This window comes from Mycolicibacterium parafortuitum (assembly GCF_010725485.1).
Taxonomy (GTDB): domain Bacteria; phylum Actinomycetota; class Actinomycetes; order Mycobacteriales; family Mycobacteriaceae; genus Mycobacterium.
The window spans coordinates 5,661,082-5,681,422 of sequence record NZ_AP022598.1 but is presented as its reverse complement, the minus strand read 5'-3'; the positions used below and the strand labels follow the sequence as shown (position 1 = coordinate 5,681,422).

At 67.9% G+C, this 20,341-nt stretch carries 22 protein-coding genes; 3 read left to right on the top strand and 19 right to left on the bottom strand.

Annotation, left to right across the window (positions count from 1 at the left end; translation table 11 throughout):
- Positions 1 to 2: 2 nt before the first annotated feature.
- From nuoD to NTM_RS26790, 6 genes are all read right to left on the bottom strand, one after another.
- Positions 3 to 1,331, bottom strand: a complete 1,329-nt coding sequence (gene nuoD, locus NTM_RS26815) for an NADH dehydrogenase (quinone) subunit D (RefSeq protein WP_163769121.1) — start codon at positions 1,329 to 1,331, stop codon at positions 3 to 5.
- The gene (locus tag NTM_RS26810; RefSeq protein WP_163769120.1) at positions 1,331 to 2,014 is read right to left on the bottom strand and encodes an NADH-quinone oxidoreductase subunit C; all 684 of its coding nucleotides are present in this window, start codon (positions 2,012 to 2,014) and stop codon (positions 1,331 to 1,333) included. The genes nuoD and NTM_RS26810 overlap by 1 nt, the downstream gene beginning before the upstream one ends.
- The gene (locus NTM_RS26805; protein WP_083141248.1) at positions 2,011 to 2,565 is read right to left on the bottom strand and encodes a NuoB/complex I 20 kDa subunit family protein; all 555 of its coding nucleotides are present in this window, start codon (positions 2,563 to 2,565) and stop codon (positions 2,011 to 2,013) included. The genes NTM_RS26810 and NTM_RS26805 overlap by 4 nt, the downstream gene beginning before the upstream one ends.
- The gene (locus tag NTM_RS26800; RefSeq protein WP_104863652.1) at positions 2,556 to 2,930 is read right to left on the bottom strand and encodes an NADH-quinone oxidoreductase subunit A; all 375 of its coding nucleotides are present in this window, start codon (positions 2,928 to 2,930) and stop codon (positions 2,556 to 2,558) included. Before NTM_RS26800 ends, NTM_RS26805 begins: the two co-directional genes overlap by 10 nt.
- A 176-nt stretch (positions 2,931 to 3,106) precedes the next feature.
- Complete coding sequence (locus tag NTM_RS26795) at positions 3,107 to 3,517, bottom strand: Rv3143 family two-component system response regulator (RefSeq protein ID WP_163769119.1); 411 nt, start codon at positions 3,515 to 3,517, stop codon at positions 3,107 to 3,109.
- A gap of 78 nt (positions 3,518 to 3,595) precedes the next feature.
- Complete coding sequence (locus NTM_RS26790) at positions 3,596 to 3,979, bottom strand: nuclear transport factor 2 family protein (protein ID WP_163769118.1); 384 nt, start codon at positions 3,977 to 3,979, stop codon at positions 3,596 to 3,598.
- Between the two features lie 40 nt (positions 3,980 to 4,019).
- On the opposite strand from NTM_RS26790, the gene NTM_RS26785 reads away from it, so the two are divergent.
- Positions 4,020 to 4,652: a class I SAM-dependent methyltransferase gene (locus NTM_RS26785; RefSeq protein ID WP_163769117.1), complete on the top strand. Its 633-nt coding sequence runs from the start codon at positions 4,020 to 4,022 to the stop codon at positions 4,650 to 4,652.
- A gap of 2 nt (positions 4,653 to 4,654) precedes the next feature.
- Here NTM_RS26785 and NTM_RS26780 read toward each other — a convergent pair whose 3' ends face one another.
- From NTM_RS26780 to NTM_RS26725, 12 genes are all read right to left on the bottom strand, one after another.
- Positions 4,655 to 5,524, bottom strand: a complete 870-nt coding sequence (locus NTM_RS26780; protein ID WP_163769116.1) for a Vgb family protein — start codon at positions 5,522 to 5,524, stop codon at positions 4,655 to 4,657.
- Positions 5,521 to 5,850: a DUF6285 domain-containing protein gene (locus tag NTM_RS26775; RefSeq protein ID WP_163769115.1), complete on the bottom strand. Its 330-nt coding sequence runs from the start codon at positions 5,848 to 5,850 to the stop codon at positions 5,521 to 5,523. The genes NTM_RS26780 and NTM_RS26775 overlap by 4 nt, the downstream gene beginning before the upstream one ends.
- A gap of 28 nt (positions 5,851 to 5,878) precedes the next feature.
- Positions 5,879 to 6,850: a phosphotransferase family protein gene (locus tag NTM_RS26770; protein WP_163769114.1), complete on the bottom strand. Its 972-nt coding sequence runs from the start codon at positions 6,848 to 6,850 to the stop codon at positions 5,879 to 5,881.
- 61 nt (positions 6,851 to 6,911) lie between these two features.
- A complete protein-coding gene (locus NTM_RS26765; RefSeq protein ID WP_104863659.1) occupies positions 6,912 to 8,150 on the bottom strand; it encodes an acyl-CoA dehydrogenase family protein in 1,239 nt (412 codons plus the stop codon).
- Positions 8,151 to 8,168: 18 nt separating this feature from the next.
- The gene (locus NTM_RS26760) at positions 8,169 to 8,789 is read right to left on the bottom strand and encodes a TetR/AcrR family transcriptional regulator (RefSeq protein ID WP_163769113.1); all 621 of its coding nucleotides are present in this window, start codon (positions 8,787 to 8,789) and stop codon (positions 8,169 to 8,171) included.
- 6 nt (positions 8,790 to 8,795) lie between these two features.
- Positions 8,796 to 9,701, bottom strand: a complete 906-nt coding sequence (locus NTM_RS26755) for a hydroxymethylglutaryl-CoA lyase (protein WP_163769112.1) — start codon at positions 9,699 to 9,701, stop codon at positions 8,796 to 8,798.
- On the bottom strand, positions 9,698 to 10,900 hold the full coding sequence (locus NTM_RS26750; protein WP_163769111.1) for a CaiB/BaiF CoA transferase family protein: 1,203 nt from the start codon (positions 10,898 to 10,900) through the stop codon (positions 9,698 to 9,700). The genes NTM_RS26755 and NTM_RS26750 overlap by 4 nt, the downstream gene beginning before the upstream one ends.
- Positions 10,897 to 12,075, bottom strand: a complete 1,179-nt coding sequence (locus NTM_RS26745) for an alpha/beta hydrolase (protein WP_163769110.1) — start codon at positions 12,073 to 12,075, stop codon at positions 10,897 to 10,899. The genes NTM_RS26750 and NTM_RS26745 overlap by 4 nt, the downstream gene beginning before the upstream one ends.
- A 1-nt stretch (position 12,076) precedes the next feature.
- Positions 12,077 to 13,204, bottom strand: coding sequence for a homogentisate 1,2-dioxygenase (locus NTM_RS26740; protein WP_104863889.1), 1,128 nt, complete (start codon positions 13,202 to 13,204; stop codon positions 12,077 to 12,079).
- A 194-nt stretch (positions 13,205 to 13,398) separates the two neighbouring features.
- Positions 13,399 to 13,788, bottom strand: coding sequence for a nitroreductase/quinone reductase family protein (locus NTM_RS26735; protein WP_163769109.1), 390 nt, complete (start codon positions 13,786 to 13,788; stop codon positions 13,399 to 13,401).
- Between the two features lie 16 nt (positions 13,789 to 13,804).
- On the bottom strand, positions 13,805 to 14,983 hold the full coding sequence (locus tag NTM_RS26730; RefSeq protein ID WP_163769108.1) for an acyl-CoA dehydrogenase family protein: 1,179 nt from the start codon (positions 14,981 to 14,983) through the stop codon (positions 13,805 to 13,807).
- A 35-nt stretch (positions 14,984 to 15,018) separates the two neighbouring features.
- A complete protein-coding gene (locus NTM_RS26725; RefSeq protein WP_104863665.1) occupies positions 15,019 to 15,582 on the bottom strand; it encodes a TetR/AcrR family transcriptional regulator in 564 nt (187 codons plus the stop codon).
- A 369-nt stretch (positions 15,583 to 15,951) separates the two neighbouring features.
- Here NTM_RS26725 and NTM_RS26720 point away from each other — a divergent pair, with 369 nt between their 5' ends.
- Together NTM_RS26720 and NTM_RS26715 are read left to right on the top strand one after the other, a co-directional pair.
- A complete protein-coding gene (locus NTM_RS26720) occupies positions 15,952 to 16,929 on the top strand; it encodes an esterase family protein (RefSeq protein WP_104863666.1) in 978 nt (325 codons plus the stop codon).
- A 136-nt stretch (positions 16,930 to 17,065) separates the two neighbouring features.
- Positions 17,066 to 18,064, top strand: a complete 999-nt coding sequence (locus NTM_RS26715; protein WP_163769107.1) for an MDR family oxidoreductase — start codon at positions 17,066 to 17,068, stop codon at positions 18,062 to 18,064.
- On the opposite strand, the gene NTM_RS26710 is transcribed toward NTM_RS26715, so the two are convergent.
- On the bottom strand, positions 18,024 to 20,297 hold the full coding sequence (locus tag NTM_RS26710) for a molybdopterin-dependent oxidoreductase (RefSeq protein WP_163769106.1): 2,274 nt from the start codon (positions 20,295 to 20,297) through the stop codon (positions 18,024 to 18,026). The genes NTM_RS26715 and NTM_RS26710 overlap by 41 nt on opposite strands.
- Positions 20,298 to 20,341 lie beyond the last annotated feature (44 nt).

Genomic DNA, 20,341 nt, shown 5'->3' with positions numbered 1-20,341 from the left:
CATCACCTGTCCACCCCGCCCATCACCGGATCGATCGACGCCACCGCGGTGATCGCGTCGGCGACCATGCCGCCCTCGCACATCGCGGCCACCGCTTGCAGATTCGTGAACGACGGGTCCCGGTAGTGCACCCGGTACGGGCGGGTGCCGCCGTCGGAGACCATGTGCACCCCGAGCTCGCCGCGCGGCGACTCGACCGCGACGTAGACCTGACCCGGGGGGACCCGGATCCCCTCGGTCACGAGCTTGAAGTGGTGGATCAGCCCTTCCATCGAATGGCCCATGATCTTGGCGATGTGCTCGGGGGAGTTGCCCAGCCCGTCGGGCCCGACCTTCAGATCGGCGGGCCAGGCCAGCTTCTTGTCGGTGATCATCACCGGCTCGCCGGTGCTGCGCTCCAGCCTCTCCACGCACTGTTCGACGATCCTGATCGATTCGCGCATCTCCTTGACCCGGATCAGATACCTGCCGTACGAATCGCACTGGTCGTCGGTGATGACGTCGAAATCGTATGTCTCGTAACCGCAGTACGGCTGCGCCTTGCGCAGGTCGTGCGGTAGGCCGGTGGAGCGCAGCACGGGGCCGGTGATCCCCAGCGCCATGCACCCGGTGAGGTCCAGATACCCGACGCCTTCGGTGCGGGCCTTCCAGATGTAGTTTTCGTTGAGCAGATTCTCCAAGTCGCGCAGCCGGTTCGGAAGCAGTGTGAGCAGGTCGCGCACCTGCGGCAGGCCTTCCTCGGGGAGGTCGGCGGCCACCCCGCCGGGCCGGATGTAGGCGTTGTTCATCCGCAGCCCGGTGATGGTCTCGAAGACCGACAGGATCAGCTCGCGTTCCCGGAAACCGAGGAACATGGCCGTCATCGCCCCCAGTTCCATACCACCGGTGGCCAACGCCACCAGATGGCTGGAGATCCGGTTGAGCTCCATCATCATCACCCGGATCACCGATGCCCGCTCCGGGATGTCGTCGGTGACGCCGAGCAGCTTCTCGACCCCGAGGCAGTACACCGTCTCGTTGAAAAACGGTGACAGGTAGTCCATCCGGGTCACGAACGTCACGCCCTGAGTCCAGGTGCGGTACTCGAGGTTCTTCTCGATGCCGGTGTGCAGATAGCCGATCCCGCATCGGGCCTCCACGATGGTCTCGCCCTCGATCTCGAGGATGAGCCGGAGCACGCCGTGGGTGGACGGATGCTGCGGGCCCATGTTGACCACGATGCGTTCGCCTGCGTGCTCGGCGGCATTCTCCCGCGCCGCACTGACCACCTGGTCCCAATCCTGGCCGCCGACGACGACCACCCGCTCGGGGCGTTCCTGCGATGCGGTCATCAGTTGTACGCCCTCCGCTGGTCAGGCGGCGGGATCTCTGCTCCGTGGTACTCGACGGGGATCCCGCCCAGGGGATAGTCCTTGCGCTGCGGATGCCCGACCCAGTCGTCGGGCATCTCGATACGCGTCAGCGCCGGGTGTCCGTCGAAGATGATGCCGAAGAAGTCGTAGGTCTCGCGTTCGTGCCAGTCGGTGGTCGGATAGACGCCGAACAGTGACGGGATGTGCGGATCACCGTCCGGGACGGCCACTTCCACGCGGATGCGGCGGTTGTGGGTGATCGACATCAGTGGATACACGGCGTGCAATTCACGGCCGGTGTCCTCGGGGTAGTGCACGCCGCTGACCCCGAGGCACAGCTCGAATCGCAGGTCCGCGCCGTTGCGCAGCGTGAGCGCGACGTCGACCAGCCGGTCGCGGTGCACTTCCAGCGTGAGTTCGTCGCGGTAGACCACCACCCGCTCGATCGACTCGGCGTACCCGTCCTCGCCGAGCGCAGCGGACAATGCGGCGACGACGTCGTCGAAATACCCACCGTAGGGCGGCGGGGTGCCGCCGGGCAGCGTGACGGGCCGTACCAGCCGTCCGTAGCCGGAGGTGTCGCCAGAGCCCTTGGCGCCGAACATGCCCCGGCGTACCCCGATGACGTCGGGGGCCGCATCGGCCGCGTCGTCTGTGGTCACCGCAGCAGCCCCTTCAGCTCGATCGTCGGGGTTGCCGCGAGTGCGGCCTGCTCGGCTTCACGGATGGCTTCCTCGCGATTCACCCCGAGCGGCATTTGCTGAATCTTGTCGTGCAGTTTCAGGATTGCGTGCAGCAGCATCTCCGGACGGGGTGGGCAGCCGGGCAGATAGATGTCGACCGGCACGACGTGATCGACGCCTTGCACCACCGCGTAGTTGTTGAACATGCCGCCCGAGGATGCACAAACCCCCATCGCCAGAACCCACTTCGGTTCGGCCATCTGGTCGTAGATCTGGCGCAGCACCGGCGCCATTTTCTGGCTGACCCGGCCGGCGACGATCATCAGGTCCGCCTGGCGCGGGGTCGCCGAGAAACGCTCCATACCGAACCGCGAGATGTCGAAACGCGGCCCGGCCGTGGCCATCATCTCGATCGCGCAGCACGCCAGGCCGAACGTCGCCGGCCACAGGGAGCCCTTACGGACGTATCCGGCGACCTTCTCGACCGTCGACAGCAGGATGCCGCCGGGCAGCTTCTCCTCTAGTCCCATTGCAGGCCTCCCCGGCGCCACACGTAGGTGTAGGCCACGAACACGACGACCATGAACAGCAGCATCTCGACCAGCGCGAACAGGCCGAGGCTGTCGAACGCGACCGCCCACGGATAGAGGAAGACGATCTCGATGTCGAAGACGATGAACAACATCGCCGTCAGGTAGTACCGAATCGGGAACCGCTGGCCGGTGGCCGCGACCGCCGGATCGGCCGGGTCCATCGGCTCGATCCCGCACTCGTAGGCCTCGAGCTTGGCGCGGTTGTACCGGCGGGGGCCGATCAGGAGGGCGATGCCGACCGATCCGACGGCGAATACAGCAGCTATCGCACCGAGCACCAGAATTGGCGTGTACAGATTCATTCTGCGCAGTAGCTCCTCGGGGCTGTCGATGTGAGCTATCCCACAGCGTAGCCCTGTTTTGGATGTGCGCCACACATTTTGGTTAGTATCGCTACTGGCGCCGTCCGGCGATGCCCCGCTGCCTCAGGCAGGGCTCAACAGCCAAGCGCAGCAGTGTTTTTCGGGTCCGATAGGCGCTAGGCGCCGGGGCGCAACAGCGACACGACCGCGTCGGCGAGTCGGATCGGGTCGATCGGGTGCGGCACGGCGGCCTCGGCGCGTGACCAGCTCGCCAACCACGCGTCGTCCGGGCGCCCGGTCAGGACCAGGATCGGCGGACAGTCGGCGATCTCATCCTTGAGCTGCTTGGCGATTCCCATTCCGCCGACCGGGGCGGCCTCACCGTCGAGGATCACCAGATCGAACCCGCCCTCGTCCATCCGGCGGATCACCATCGCTCCGGTGGCGACCTCGTCATATGTCAGCTCGGGCAGCTCGGGATGGATTCGCCGGCCCAGCGCCAGCTGCACCTGCTCCCTGGTTCGCGGGTCGTCGCTGTACACCAGGATCCGCAGCGCCGCGCGCGACTCAGGGGACGGCACAGCCATGGGCGCGATGGTAGCGGGGAGCCGTTGATGTGTCCTTCGGTCACCGGAATTTGTTGCGGTGAGGCCGAACTCGGTGGCCTAGCCGCCGGCCAGCAGCGGCTGCATCTCCGCCGGGTCGAAGTACTCGTCGATACGGGTGATCAGGCCGTCCGCTCCGACGACGATCACGATGCACACCCGCATCGCGATCGTCTCCCCGGCGCGGGCGCGCGCATGCAGGACGTGTTGCTGGACGAAGCCGCCGTCGAAGAACCGCCGGTCCAGCACCTCGTACCTGCGCTCGACCGTGGCAGCGATGAACCAGTCGATGATCTTCACGGCGCGGCGGTGGTCGCTGTCGCGGGAGTCGCCGCTGTGCCACACCGCGACCCCGGGGCTGAACATCGGCGACACCGCATCGATGTCGCCGCGGGTGATCGCGTCGAACAGCCGGTCGGCGGCCGCGGCCAGTGCGTCAGGCATCTCTTGACCTCAACTCGGGTTCAGGTTGAACACTGGTTGCATGGATACCACCCCCGCACTGTCCCTGTTCGAGGAGTTCTACAACAACGAGAACGAGAACCCGCCCTGGGTGATCGGCGAACCGCAGCCGGCGGTGGTCGAACTGGAACGCGCCGGGCTCATCTCCGGCCGGGTCCTCGACATCGGCTGCGGTGCCGGCGAGCACACCCTGCTGCTGGCCGCCGCGGGATACGACGTGCTCGGCGTCGACGGGGCGCCGACCGCGGTCGAGCAGGCCCGGCAGACCGCTGAGGCGCGGGGCGTAGCCGCCCGGTTCGAGGTCGCCGACGCACTGGCGCTCGGGGAGGACACCTACGACACGATCATCGACAGCGCGCTGTTCCACATCTTCGCCGACGATGACCGCGCCCGCTACGTGCGCAGTCTGCACGGCGCCACCCACCCCGGATCGGTCGTGCACCTGCTGGCGCTCTCCGATGCCGGACGTGGATTCGGCCCGCAGGTCAGCGAGCAGACGATCCGCGGCGCGTTCAGGCAGGGATGGGACATCGAGGTCCTGACCACCACCATCTACCGCGGCATCGTCCTGGAAGCGCAGGCGCAGGCCATGGGGGTCGACGCCGGGACGGTCGTCGACGAGCCGGCGTGGCTCGCGCGGATCCGGCGGCTCTGAGGTCAGTAGCGGGCGAGCCGGACCACAGCGCCGCTCTCGGCGGCCACCCAGACCGCGCCGTCGGCGGCGACGGCGATCCCGTGCGGTTCGGCGACCGAGCCGGGCAGGTCGTACTCGGTGATGGTGCCGTCCCGGGTGATGTGCCCGACCCTGTCGGCCGCCCACTCGGTGAACCAGCAGCCGTCAGGGCCTGCGGCGATGGCGTGCGGGCGGCAGGAGGGGTCCGGTAACGGGTACTCGGTGATCCGGCCGTCGCCGGACAGCCGGGCCACCTTTCCGGCGCCGATCTCGACCAGCCAGACCGCGTCGGCGCCGGAGGTGATCCCGACCGGGGCCGATCCCGCGGACAGCTCGACGATCGTGAGCTCGCCGCCGGAACCGACCCGAGCCACCGCATCGGCCCGATTCAGCGTGGCCCAGACCGTGCCGTCCGGGTCGCAGGTGAGCGCGGCCGGGAAACAGCCGGAAGGCAAGGGCACATGGCTGATGCCGCCGCCGCGATCGAGGCGTCCGATCCGGTCCGCGCTGGATTCGGTGAACCACACCGCGCCGTCGCCACCGACACAGATGCCGTACGGTCCGCTGCCGGTTTCCAGCTCGAGGGTCCGCATCGTGCCGTGGCGGTCGATCGCGGTGACGCCGTCGTCCCCGGTGCGGGTGAACCAGGCCGTGGCACCGTCGGCGGCCAGCACCGAGGGCCGGCAGTCGTCCCGTCCGACGGGGTGGTGATCGCGCCTGCCGTCGGGGCCCAGCCGCACCACCGCGCCGCTGTGCACCAGCGTCACCCATACCGCGCCGTCGGATGTCGCGGCGACGCCGTACGGATCGGGTTGCTCGGTGAGGTCGAACGTCGTGGTCGAGGTGACGGTCATGGACCGTCGGCATAACCCGGGTGATCGATGGCCAAACGGTGACGAACCAGCGTGCGCAGCGACGCCATCACTTCGTCCGGCCGGTCGTCGAGGCGGCCGTCCCGGATCCCTCGGGCGAGCGCATCCTCATCGGAGCACCCGAGGCCATCCAGCGCGTCACGCACCGCGGCGGGGGTGTCGTCGAGCAGTTCGCGTTCGACGATCCGCAACACGTTGGTGGCGACCCGGGCGTGAAACCCGACCTGCCCGCCGACGGTGCGTACGTCGTTGTCCAGGAAATCGGCGACCGCGGCGACCAGTTCGGCGGCGGTGGGTCGTGCACTCATTGGTGTCCTCGGCTCTTCGCGCAAGCGCTCATCGCGGTCCCTTCCCGGACAGCAGGTCCAACAGATCCCACTCCGTCTCGCTGACGCGGCGTCCGATGGCGGCGAGTTCGACCGACGGGTTCTCACCCGACAGGTGCCGCTCGGCCTGATACCGGCAGATCACTCCCCAGCGCAGCGTCGCCACCGTCAGCCACCACCGGAACGCCGCCCGGTCCAACGGGGTGCCCGCGGCCTGTTCGTACGCCTGCAGGAACGTCTCCACACTGCCGAGGCCTCCGGCGCCGAGTGCTTCGGGCGCGCCGAAGCGCCAAGCCCGGATACAGAACCAGGCCAGATCTTCGTAGACCTCCCCGATATGGGTCAGCTCCCAGTCCAACACGGCCGCCAGCCCGGAATCGTCGACGATCAGATTGCCCATCCGGAAGTCGCCGTGGATCAGCCGCATCGGAGACGGGTCGGGTCGCTGATCGGCGAGCCGTCGAAAGGTCCACTCGAACGTCGGTGTGGTGTCCCCGATTTCGTCGAGGCGGGCCCGCCACTCCGCCAGATCGTCCGGGGCGGTGAGCCCGACGCCGTCGGGATCGGCGCGGTGGATCGCGGCCAGCGCCTCCGCGCACTGCTGCAGCAAACGGGCGCGCCCCGCGTCGTCGAGCCCCCGGAAGATACGCCGCACAATGGTCTCACCCGCGATCTCATCGCAGATCAGATACGGATTGCCCACGGCCTCAGGCGAATTGTCGGCCGCCAGGATGTGCGGCACCGGGGCGCCAGCGGCAGCGGCGCGCTGCTGCACCGCGGCTTCGAGTTCCATGCTCGCGTGGACGTCGTCGCGGGCGCCGGTGCGCAGGATCAGCTTGCGCGCACGCCCGTCGTCGGTCGCGGTGAACGCCCAGGTGGTGCGGCTCGCGCCGCCGGTCAACCGTTGCAGATCCTCGACCGTGGTGTCACCGAGAACTGGGCGCAGCACCTCCTCCAGCGCGTGCGCGAGGTCGGCGCTCACTTGCGCTGCTTTCTGCTCTTCGCGCAAGCGCTCATGCGCTTTCTGCTCTTCGCGCAAGCGCTCATCGCCGCCCGAACCCGAACAGCCGCTGCGCAACCCTTCTGATCTGGATCTCCTCGGCGCCCTCGGTGATGCGGTACCGACGGTGGTGCCGGTAGATGTGCTCGAACGGCTCGTGCCTGCTGTACCCGACGCCGCCGAACACCTGCATCGCGCGGTCGGCCGCCTCGCACACCAGCCGGTTGGCGCGGTAGTTGGCCATCGACACCTTGTCCGAAACCTCCATGTGGTGGTTGCGGTCCAGTTCGGATGCCGCGTAGCGCACCAGCAGCCGCACCATCTGGGCTTCGGTCTGCAGTTCCACCAGCGGCCACTGCACAGCCTGATGAGTGGCCAGCGGCTTGCCGAACACCTTGCGCTCGTTGGCGTAGACGACGGCCCGGTCGATGCAGTACTGCGCCGCGCCGAGACTGCTGGCCGCCTGCCGAATCCTGTTCTCGTGCAGGAAGGTCTGGCCCACCTCCAGGCCGCGGTCGATCTCGCCGAGGATGGCCTCGGACGGCACGCGGACGTTCTCCAACAGGACCTCGCCGTGGTCGGTGGGCATGTTGAACGTCCACCAGTAGTACGGGACCGTGAACCCGGGCGCGTCGCAGGGCACCAGGAACGCGGTGATGCCGCGGGCCTGACCTGCCTCGCCGGAGGTCCGGGCGAACACCAGGTCGTGCGTGGCGCGGTGCACGCCGGTGTTGAAGCGCTTGGCGCCGTTGATGACCCACTCGTCGCCGTCCTGGACTGCGGTGGTCTCCAACCAGGTGGCATCCGAGCCGTGGTTGGGTTCGGTCAGCCCGAACGCCATCGAGCGCTTCCCGGTGATCAGCGCGTCGGTCCACTCCCGCTTCTGCTCTTCGGTGCCGAACCGGTCCATCATGATCACCTGCGGGAAGTTGCCGACGATGGACGACTCGTCCTGCAGGTCGTTGTGCAGCCCCAGACCCTTGGCCGCCAGGTGCTCGCGGATCACCGCCATGTCCAGGTTGGTGCCGTCCCGGCCGCCGAACTGGGACGGCAGGCCGTAGCGCAGCCACCCCGCCGCATCCGCGCGCCTGCGCATCTCGTCGAGCAGTTCCTCCCACTCGCGCCGCGGGACGCCGCCGTTGTCCCAGTCGGTGCGTGCGTGCTCACGCCGGTGGTCGAAGTACTGAATGTTCTCCCGCTCCAGTGGCTTGATCTCCGCCTCGATGAACGCGTCCATCTCGGCGAGCAGACCCGGCAGGTGGTCGGGCAGGGTGAAATCCACGTGTTCTCCTTTGAACGATCAGTACCCGTACAGCGTTTTCTTCCAGATCCGCGACAGTGTCGCAATCGCGTCCTGGTCGGTCATCTGCACCCCGAGGCTCGACGACCCGACGAACACGGTGGTGAAGTTCTCGAACAGCAGCGCGATCGCCGCCGCGGTGTGCTCCGGGTTCAGCTCGGTGCCGAACCCCTGTTCCTGGGCCCGGCGCACCGATGCTGCCACGATGTCCATGCCGAAGCGACGGAATTCGTTCTGCACGAGCGCAAATCGTGGCTGGGTGGCGGCGAGCTGCGCCACCGCGATCATGATGCCGATGTTCTGTTTGAACATCGTCCAGTAGCCGGTGACCACCGAGGTGAAGAACGCGTCGTCGTCGGGGGATTCCGGCAGCGGCACGCTGAGCCCGGACGGAGCGACGACCTCGTGCAGGAAGGACTCGGCCAGCGCGGCCAGCAGGTCCTCTTTGTCGGTGAAGTACCGGTAGAACGCCGCCGGTGATTTTCCCGCGGCTGCGGTGATGTCACCGAGGGTGGTGCCGTGGAATCCGCGCTCGGCGAACAGTTTCCGGGCCGCCTGGGCGAGGGCGTCACGGGTTTGACGGCCCTTGGCGCTCAGTGTCTCCGACGGTCCGGGGGGCACGGTCGGCTACCCCAGGATCCGGTCGCCGGCGCGCAGCAGGGAGCTGGGGAGTTCGTGTCCCACCGCGTCCTGGGCCACCCGTGCCGCCGCGATGGCTGCCGCGAGATCGACGTCGGTATGAACGCCGCTGTCGCGCAACAGGTACACCAGGTCCTCGGTGGCGATGTTGCCGCTGGCGCCGGGGGCGAACGGGCATCCGCCGAGCCCGCCGACCGATGCGTCCAGACGTGTCACCCCGGCGCTGACCGCGGCGTACGCGCTGGCCAGTCCGGCGCCGCGGGTGTTGTGGAAGTGAGCCCCCAGCGGCGTGTCGCCGATCAGCGGACGGACCGCCGCGATCAGGTCGGTCACGCGCCGCGGGGTGGTGGTGCCGATGGTGTCGGCGATGGCAAGCCTGTCGACGCCGGCATCGATTGCCGCAGTGGCGATGTCGAGCACACGCTGCGGATCGGTGGGTCCGTCGAACGGGCAGTCCCACGCGGTCGCGATGATGACTTCGACGGTGACGTCGCTGTCGTGGGCGATGGCGACGATCTCGGGGATCAGCGTCGTCGACTCGGCCGAGGACCGGCCCACGTTGGCCCGGCTATGGCTGTCGGCGGCCGACACCACGTATTCGATCGAGTGCAGACCGGCCGCGATGGCGCGCTTCGCCCCGTTCGGACTGGCGATCAGCGCCGAGAACTCGATGTCTGCAAAGTTGTGCAGTTCTGCGGCGAGTTCGGCGGCGTCGGCAAGCGCGGGGACCTTCGACGGCGATACGAACGCCGTCGCCTCCATCTCGCGGACACCGGTCGCGGCGATGGCGGCGAGTAGATCGAGCTTGGCCGACAACGGGATCGGATCCTCGATCTGCAGTCCGTCGCGCAACGTGACGTCCCGGATGTCCACGTGGGTCGGCAGTTCGGTCACAGCACACCCTCCGCGCGTAACTCATCGAGTTCGGCAGCGCTGCGCCCGAGCAGCTCACCGTAGATCTCGTCGTTGTGTTGTCCGGGCCGCGCGGACCCGGCGCTGCGGATGGTGCCGGGCGTCTCGGAGAGCACCGGAACCACGCCGGGGCCCTTGACATTGCGGCCGATCCGCTCATCCCAGTGGTCGGCGATCATCCCGCGAGCCTGCAGCTGGGCATCCTCGACCACCTCGGCGACGGTGTTGATCGGACCGCTGATCACCCCCGCCTCCGACAGGGTTTCGATGATGTCGGCGGGCTGACGCTGTGCCGCCCAGTCGCCGATGATCTTGTCCAGCTCATCCTGGTTGCGTCCGCGGGCACGATGATCGACGAATCTCTCGTCGGTGGCCAGCTCGGGCTGTCCCATCGCGGCGCACAATCGGCGGAACACCGTGTCCTGGTTGGCCGCGATCACCACCCAGCTGCCGTCGGCGGTCGGGTAGATGTTCGACGGCGCGATGCCTTCCAGACGCGTGCCGGACGGGCCACGCACCACCCCGCCGATGTCGTAGTCGGGAATGGTGGATTCCTGCACCGCCAGGCAGGACTCGGTGAGTGCGGCATCGACGATCTGCCCCTCACCGGTGACGGTGCGCCGATACAACGCCGCGAGGGCTCCCTGGGCGGCGAACATGCCCGCCAGGCTGTCGCCGAGGGAGAGCGCCAGCCGCGGGGGAGGTCCGCCGGGGAAGCCGTTCATGTGCCGAAGCCCGCTGGCGGCCTCGGCGACCGACGCGTAGCCGGCCTTGTGCGCCTCGGGCCCGGTCTGGCCGTATCCGGAGACGCGCACCAGAATGATGCCCCGGTTGCGTTCGCGCAGAACGTCATAACCGAGGTTCCACTTCTCCAGCGTGCCGGGCCGGAAGTTCTCGACGATGATGTCGCTGCGTTCGACGAGGTCGAGGAACAGTTCGCGGCCCTGGGGCACCCGCAGGTTCAGCGTCACCGCCTTCTTGTTGCGCGCGTGCACGGTCCAGAAGAAGTGGTGGCCGTCGAGTTCGGCCTGCCCCCACGTGCGCAGCGGATCCGGGGCGCCCGGCGGTTCGATCTTGACGACCTCGGCGCCCATGTCGCCGAGCAGGCGGCCGGCGAACGGGCCCGAGATCAGCGTGCCGACCTCGATGACCCGGATTCCGTCGAGCGGACCGGTGGTCACAGCGCGCCCGCGAAGTCGTGGCGCTGCAGCCAGTCGGTCACGATGCCGACCGCTTGCCGCAGCTTGTCGCGCTGATCCGGTCCCGCGTAGTAGTGGTTCGCCCCGGCGATCTCGTGCATCTCCTTATCTTCGTACCCGATGGCCTCGAAGATACGGCGGGTGTGGCTCGGTGTGCACGCATCGTCGGCGAGGTTGCCGATCACCAGCGCGGGGATCGCGATGTCCGGTCCGGCCTTGACGGCGTCACCGTTGGCGTCGTCGTAGCTCCACTGCGACAGCCAGCTGCGCAGCGTGCAGAACCGGGCGAGACCGACCGGGCTCATGTTCACGACCTGGGGGTCGCCCAGGTAGCACGTGCCCGGGGTGCGTTCGTTCGGATCGACTGTCGGATCGAGCCAGCGCGGGTCGGCCATGGTGCCGTGGACGACGAACGCGAACTCGTCCTCGGGGCGGCCCGCGGCCTTCAGCTCGGCCAGCTTGTCCTTGACCCACTTGGTGATCCGCCGGTTCCGGGCGATCTGCGCCTGGTGGTAGCGCTCCAGGAACTCCGGTGTGTACGGCGGCTGATTCGGATTGTCCGGGTTGTACAGATCCAGTTCCGGGTCGCGTTTGGTCGGGTCGGACTCATCGAGGATCGACGCGTCCATCCACTCGGTCATGGTGCCGTGCCTGCTGATGTGGGCGGCGAGCAGCATGATGCCGTCGGCGGGGATCAGGTCCAGCTTGGTCAGGTCGGGGCCGTCGCCGGACGGGCTGGCCGTGACCGTCGGCCTCTGGGCCTGCTGTTGGTAGAACACCGACAGTGAGCCGCCACCGCTCCATCCGGCGAGGACGACCTTCTGGTAGCCGAGTCGGTTCTTCGCGTCCTTGATGCACTCGCCGAGATCCTCGACGACCTTCTCCATCAGCAGCGCCGAGTCGGTACCGCGGAAGCGGCTGTTGCAGTAGATGACGTGGTGGCCGGCGCGGGCCAGCGCGTTGATCATCGGCAGGTAGGCGCCGCCGCCGATCGGGTGCATGAACACCAGCACGGTATCGGATTCGACGGCCTTGGGCTTGAGCAGGTAGCTCTCCAGCACGACGAGCTCGGCGACGCCGCCGTAGACGTCGCGGACGGCCGAGTTGTTCTGGTAGGCAACCAGATACGGGATGCGGTCGTACTCGTACTTGGTCAACTTAGTGCTGCCCCAGATCGTTGGCCAGAATTTCGGGAGACGGGATGAGCCGCTTGCGGGTGTCGACGGCGATCACCGACCAGTCCACCCGGTCGTACTCGTCGAACTTGCGCCGGGCCCGCTCGCGCGCTTTCTCCGGCGCGCCGTGGTGCACACCCTGCGGTGCGTGCGACACCAATCCCGGCGGCATCGGGATTCCGTAGAGCGAGCCGCCGTGGAAGAACGCGATCTCGTCGTAGTCGACGTTGCGGTGGTACCACGGGGTGCGTTCGGTGCCCGGGACCGATTCGGCGGGCTTGGGCAGGAAGTTCATGATGTAGACGCCGGTCGCCTGCATGAACAGGTGCACGGTCGGGGGCAGGTGGACGCTGTCCGAGGTGATCACCGTGTAGTCGTCGATGTTGAACGTGAACGGGAAGTTGTCGCCGCGCCAGCCTTCGACGTCGAGCGGATGGTGTTGGTAGAACAGCGACGTCGACCCGACTCCGGCTATCTCGCGGTGGATCAGCCGGACCTCGTACTCGCCGTCGACCTGCGGACCCTCGCCGGTGTCGATGGGCAGTGGCTCCGGGATCACGGCCTGCGACGGGTCGAACGGGAAATGCCGGCCCAGGGTGCCTGCGGGCGGGACGCGGAACTCGTCGGTGGCCTGGACCATCAGCAGCGTCGTGGTCCCGTCGGGGCCAGGATCGGGGATTTGCCGCCAGGTGCAGGCCTTCGGGATGTAGATCCAGTCGCCCTGGCGGTAGTTCAGCGGGCCGAGTTCGGTTTCCAGCGAACCGGATCCACGATGCACGAACGACAGCAGGTCGCCGTCGACGTAGCGGACGAAGAACGGCATCTCCTCGCTGCGTCGCGACAGCAGCACCTGGCAGTCGTCGTTGTGGAACATCAACAGGGGACCGCCGCGGGCGTCGGTGGCGTCACCGGGTTTGAGTTCGGAGCTCAGCACGTCGGTGGGACGCAGCGGCCCGACGGTGCGGAAGGCCGTCGGATCGTTGCGTCGGTACATGTTCGCGGTGCGTCCGACGAAACCGCCCCGGCCCAGTTCGTCGTCCTTGAGTCCGTCAAGGTCAGCGTGAATCCGCTTCGGGGTCTTGCCTTTTCGCAGATGGACGAAAGACTCCACTGTCATCTCCTCAGTCAGAAGTGAAACTGACATTACTTTTAGTTCTGGGGGCGGTCAATGGTCTGTCGGCGGTTTGAGGACAGGCATACTCGGACAGACTGGGGACGCCCGAATGCACGCCTTCTGCGTCGATTCGCGCGAAAACGCGTCAGAGAGCGTGCACTCGGGGCCGGTCGGCAGCCTGGCGGTGCGGCTCAGTCGATCAGATCGACCCGGATCGTCAGCAGGTTGGTGCCGAAGGTGCGCACGCCGACGTTGTTGTAGCGCGGCAGCATGCGCATCCGCGCCTGGGCGTCGTCGTCGGGCAAAAGGTGCGCGACACCTCGATGCCAGCGCCCGTGCAACCGCAGCCGGACGTTCGGGTCGGCCATGATGTTGCGGACGTACTGAGACCTGTCGCCGAACTCGGACACGAACCAGAACTCGTCACCGACGCGGCGGCCGCCCAGGGGAGTGGTGCGTGGCTGACCGGACTTCCGTCCTGTCGTCTCCAGCAGCGTCTGAAACGGCAGCTGTCGCGTGACCCGGTTCGCGATGTTCTTCTGGAAGAACTTCGTGAGCCGGTCGCGTGCGGTGTCAGCCATCATCGTCCTTCCGGGTTCACACCATGGCGGTGCGCGGGATCTTCGCCCCTATTGTCAGCGCCCCGGCAACTTCCCGTCCGGTGTCGTAGTCGAAGACGACGTGCCCGACGATCACGTCGACGTCGCGCTTGAGCCGCTGCAGCGGATTGTCGAGGAAGTGGGCGCTGGCCCCCGAGGCGCCGAGGAGGTCGCCGATCACCGCGCGCGACTCGTGCACGATGTGCGCCGCGGCCAGACGCGCGCGGGCGCGCACCGGACGCTCGACGGGATCGCCGGCGGCGATGATGCCCTCGATCTCCCCGACCGTGTCGGCGAGCAGACCGCTGAGCGCGCGCAGCCGCACCGATGCGCCGCCCAGGTGGATCGACGCGGCCGGCTTGTCCTTCTGCATCACTCCCTCGTAGGCGAGGAACCGCTGCGACAGCCGTTCGGTGAAGATCTCGGTGGCGCGTTCGGCGGCGCCGAGCGCCGGCATCGCGGCCAGCAGCGCGAGTGCGGGAACCATCGGCCAGCGGTAGGTGTCCGCATCGTGCAGCGCCGAACCGGGCGCGGTGCCGGTATAGATGTCAGCGACCTCGACCAGTCGGTGTGCCGGGACGAACGCATCCTCGATGACGACGTCGTTGGAACCCGTGGCCCGCATCCCGTCGGTGTGCCAGACGTCCTCGACACGCACGTCGCCGATCGGCAGCAGCGCCAGCAGAGGGTAGATCGAACTCGGATCGCCCGGCGTGCGCTCACAGAGCGCCCCGACCATGATCCAGTTGCCGTGCATGACACCGGTGGCCCAGGACCAGCGCCCCGTCAGCCGGATCCCGCCGTCGCAGTTCACGCCGTGGCCGGTCGGGGCCAGCGGGGCGGGGGCCAAGAACGGCCGGTCCGCGAAGCCCTCAGCCTGTGCCTGTTCGCTGAACAGCGCGAGCATCCAGTTGTGAAGGATGTAGAAACCCAGCGTCCAGGCGCTCGAGGGGCATCCGTGGGCCATCTGCCGCACCGGATCGAGCAGAGCCGGAAACGGCGCCTGCTGCCCGCCGTAGCGGCTCGGCACGAGCAGGTCGAACAACCCCGCCGCGGTCGCGTCGGTGAGGGTGTCCTCCGGGAGCCGGCGCAGATGTTCGGCTTCGGCGGCCCGCTCGGCCAGGCGGCGGACGAACTCGGGGGTGACGGAGGACGGCGATGTCGAGGTCACGGTCATGGCCGGAAATTACCATACCTTTTGGTATGGAAAGGTCAGTGCGCGAGCATCAGCTCGAGGAATCGCTCTCGCTGGGCCGTCAACCGTGCGTCGGGCGGGCCGTCGGACAGATGCAGAAAGCCGATGCCGGCAGCGAAGGTGGCATTGGCGCGGACCTCGGCGTCGTCCTCGTCGAACCCGGCGGCCAGAAACGCTTCGCGCACCGCGCGCAACACCAGCAGATCGGCCGCGTGCACGCTTGCGGCCACCGCCGGATCGGTGCGCGCCCATTCACGCATTGCACGTTCCAGCGTCCATTGTTTTTCCCCGAGCAAAGAAGACATCATTCGCGCCAATCGGTCCCGTGGCGGCAAATGATCCAACACACCGAAATCGCGGCGATCCCGATCGCGAAGTTCACCCCAGGCCTGCACCAGGGCGGCGCGATAACCGGCCATATCGCGGAAATGCCAGTAGAAGCTGCCTTTCGTCACGCCCAACCGGGCGCACAGTCGGTCGAGCTTGAGGGCCTCCAGGCCGTCGTCGGCCAGGATCGCGTAACCAGCCTGAATCCAGTCGTCCACCGACAGCCGACCTGCGCTCGCGCGCCCCTTCGCCATTCGCGGAGCCTACTGAACCGGAGGTGGACGTGACCCCCGTCACCGCGTCCGGTGCGCCCCCGGACCGGGCTCGAAGGCCCTGTTCTTTCGCCAGATCGCGGCGTTGTTCGTCGGGATCGTCAAATTAACTTCTCGGTACGAAAACGCACTTTCTGGCGTGGCCGGGCTTTCTCAGGACGTGGTCGCGTGCTTTACTGCAACCGCTACAACTGAAGTTTCTCGGGCCTCTCCGTACCTATATGACAGATTCGGAGTGGTGAGACAGCGCGGTGAAGACATCGCTGTGATGTCGTGGCGTGGATGTCGCCCCGGGGAGCTCGCAGGGACAAGCCGCGCCAGGCGGTACCGGAAGATGGATGGATTGACGGTATGAGACTTCTTGACAGGATTCGCGGGCCTTGGGCGCGCCGACTCGGCATCGCCGCCTTCGCCGCGGTGCTGCTGCCAGGTCTGGTCGGCCTCACCGGAGGAACGGTCACCGCCGGAGCATTCTCGCGGCCGGGCCTGCCGGTCGAGTACCTGATGGTCCCGTCCCCGTCGATGGGGCGCGACATCAAGGTGCAGTTCCAGAGCGGCGGCCCGAACTCGCCGGCGCTGTACCTGCTCGACGGCCTGCGCGCGCAGGACGACTTCAACGGCTGGGACATCAACACCCAGGCCTTCGAGTGGTACCTCGACTCCGGCATCTCGGTGGTCATGCCGGTCGGCGGTCAGTCCAGCTTCTACTCGAACTGGTACAAGCCCGCCTGCGGCAAGAACGGCTGCCTCACCTACAACTGGGAGACCTTCCTGACCCAGGAGCTGCCCGGGTGGCTGGCGGCCAACCGTGAGGTCCGCTCCACCAACAACGCCGCCGTCGGCCTGTCGATGGCCGGTGGCTCCGCGCTCGTGCTCGCTGCCCACCACCCCGGCCAGTTCACCTACGCCGGTTCGATGTCGGGCTTCCTGAACCCGTCCGAAGGCTGGTGGCCCGGCCTGATCAACATCTCCATGGGTGACGCCGGCGGCTACAAGGCCAACGACATGTGGGGCCCGGCCGAGACCGACCCGGCCTGGCAGTACAACGACCCGATGGTGCAGATCCCGAACCTGGTCGCCAACAACAGCCGGATCTGGGTCTACTGCGGTAACGGCACGCCCAACGAGCTCGGTGGCGGCGACCTGCCCGCGACCTTCCTCGAAGGCCTGACGATCCGCACCAACCGGACCTTCCAGGACAACTACATCGCCGCCGGTGGCCGCAACGGTGTGTTCAACTTCCCCAACAACGGTACGCACAACTGGGCGTACTGGGGCCGGGAGCTGCAGGCCATGAAGCCTGACCTGCAGGCGCACCTGCTCGGCTGACACAGCTGAACCAACGAAGCCCCCGGCCGAATCGGTCGGGGGCTTTGTTGTGTCTTGTTCAGGGTCGTGTCCTGGTCAGGGTTGTGTCCTGTGCAGGCGGCCACCGCGGGCGCTTCGGATCGCTACTGTGGCCGTCATGACGCAATTCAATGCGATGGTGGCCCACGAGGACGCCGAGGGCGGCATCGTGCTGCGCCACGAAGTCCTCGACGAATCCGCGCTGCCCGACGGTGACGTCGAGATCCACGTCGAGTACTCCAGCGTGAACTACAAAGACGCGCTGGCGGTCACCCCGAAGGGCGGCGTGGCACGGTCATATCCGCTGATTCCCGGGATCGACGTGGCCGGCACGGTGACGGCGAGCTCCTCACCGGATTTCACGGTCGGTGACCGTGTCGTGGCGCACGGGCAGGACATCGGCACCGGCCGGGCCGGCGGGTACGCGCAGACCGCCCGATATCCGGCGGACTATCTCGTCAAGCTCTCGACCCTGAGCACGGCCGACGCCGCCGCGATCGGCACCGCCGGATTCACCGCGGCGATGAGCGTCAACGCGCTGCGGACCCACGACGTCACGCCGTCAGATGGCCCGGTGCTGGTGACTGGGGCGACCGGCGGAGTCGGCTCCATCAGCGTGGACCTGCTCGCCGCGCTGGGCTACGAGGTCGTCGCGTCCACCGGCAAGTCGCAGGAGCGTGACCTGCTCCGTGAGCTCGGTGCCGCCGAGGTGATCGACCGGGTGCCCGATCCCGACGACAAGCTGCGTCCGCTCGGTAAGGCGCACTGGGCCGGTGTCGTGGACTGCGTCGGCGGCAAGACCCTCGCCTATGCGCTGAGCACGCTGAAATACGGTGGCGTCGCGGCCATTTCCGGACTGGCCGGTTCGCCGGACCTGCCGACGACCGTCATGCCGTTCATCCTGCGCGGCGTCACGCTGGCCGGCATCGACTCGGTTCTGCTGCCGATCGGTGCGCGCCGGGAGACCTGGGCGCAGATCGAAACCGAGCTGCTGCCGAAGCATCTGGCGCGGATCACCCGCGACGTGTCGGTGCGCGAGGTCGACGACGTACTGGGCACCATCCTCGGCGGCGGGGTCACCGGGCGGACCCGGGTGGTTGTGCACGACGGCTTCTGAGGCGGCACGGGACACCGTTGACCACCTGGGTGTTGCTCGGAACATCGATCAACTCAGCGGGATTGAGCAGGTTGCTGTTAACCCCGGGGTGGGCGTTGGCGACGTCGAGCCGAGTGCCTGCGACCCCGTGCCCCCATCCGTGAGGTAGCGAGACGACACCGGGCATCATCTCGTCGCTCACCTCGGCCGTGACGACGAGCGACCCCTCGCTGGTGCTGACCTCCACCGGTTGGCCGTCGGCGACGTCGAGACGCTCGGCGTCGCCGGGATGGATCAGCAATGTGCAACGGTCTTTTCCCCGCATCAGCGACGACACGTTGTGCAGCCAGGAGTTGTTGGAGCGCAGATGGCGGCGGCTGGTCAACACCAGATCGTCGCTGCCACGGTCGATCCGGGCTGCCAGCCGCGGGATGTCGGCGGCGAGCAGAGAGTGCATCAACTCGATGCGTCCCGACGGCGTGGTCAGCGCCTCGGCGAGCCGGCCCGGTTCGAGTTCGCCGAGCCGCAGCCCGTCGGGGTGACGGCGCACGCCTTCGAGTGTCAGCCCGTCAGGCTTGGTGCCGAGGTCGTCGCCCCACGGTCCGACCCGGATACCCAGATCGATCAACCGTTCGGGCCCAACACCTTTCAGTGATCCGAACACCTCGGCGGGGTCGCGGCCGAACAGCGGGGTGTCGGCGGCCTGACACGCGGTGTAGATGATGCCCTGGGTGTACAGGTCATCCATCGCGGCGACGTCCACGACCGGCACCGGGGTGCCGAGCATCGCACCGGCCAGGCGCAGCATCAGCTCCCACTCGGCGGGCCGATCCGGTGCTGGGGGCAGCACCGGATCCGACCACTTCACGCACGACGCAAGGGAATACATCCAGTACAGGTCGTCGCAGTGCGGGCGTTCCAACGGGGACAGGCCCGGCAGGATCACGTGGGCGTGCCGGGTCGTCTCGTTGAGCCAGTTGTCCACGGAGACCATCGCGTCCAGCCCGCCGAGCGCCGCGTCGAGGCGGCCGGCACCGGGTGCCGAGACCGCCGGGTTGCCCGCGACGGTGATCAGGCCACGGATCTGCCCGTCGCCTGGGGTGTCGATCTCCTCGGCCAGCGCGCTGATCGGGAACTGGCCCAACACCTCGGGCGCCTGGCGCACCCGGCTGTGGAAGCGGCCGAACCGCCAGCCGGGCCCGTCCTGGTCCGGCGGTTTCATGAACATCGGCGACCACACCGCGGCTTTCGGGAACAATGCGCCGCCGGGGGCGTCCACGCTGCCCAGTGCCACGTTGAGGACGAAGACCAGCCAGGTGGCCAGCGTGCCGAATTCCTGCGTGCACGCGCCGATCCGGCTGTACACCACGGGACGCTCGGCCGCGGACAGGTCCGCCGCCAGCCGCCGGATCGTCGGCGCGGGGATCCCGGTGGTGTCCGCGACACGCTCGGGGGAGAACTCCGCCGCGAACGCGATCACGTCGTCGAGACCGTCGACCATGCCCCGCAGGTGTGGCGGGCGGCGGATATCACCGCGCTCGGCCAGCGTGTGCAGGATCGCGAACAACAGCAGCGCGTCGGTGCCGGGGCGCACCGGAACCCATTCCGAGGCGCGTCGTGCGGTCTGGGTCCGGCGCGGGTCGACGACGACCACCCGGCCGCCGCGCGCACCGATCGCGGCCAGGCGTCCCATGATGTCGGGTGCCGAGAGCATCGATCCCTGCGACGCAGATGGATTGGCGCCCAGCATCATCAGGTGGTCGGTACGGTCCAGGTCGGGAACCGGCGAATTCCACATCCCGCCGAACAGCAGCGCGCTCACCACGTTCAGCGGCCACTGGTCGACGGTGCCCGGCGTGTAGTAGGCCGGCATCCCGGCAGCGTCGGCCATGCCGATCAGCGCGCCGACATAGGTCTCCAATGCGAGGTTGTGCGCGACCGGGTTGCCGATGTACACCGTGACCGCACGGGCGCCGTATCGGTTGAGGACAGGACGCAGCACCCGCTCGGTCTCGGCGAATGCGTCCTCCCACGACACCGGCACGTGCTCGCCGGAGGCGGTACGCACCAACGGCTGCCGGAGCCGGTTCGGATCGTGGTGGATCTGTTGCAGGGACGCGCCTTTGGGGCACAGGTGTCCGCGTGACCACACGTCGTCGGCGTTACCTCGGACGGACGTCGCGATGCCGTGCTCGACTGTGACCCGAAGGCCGCACATCGCCTCACACAGGGGGCACGTGATGCGATGCTCCACGAGCGCACCGTAACAAGCGCTGCCCGGGTTTTTGGTCCGTTCGG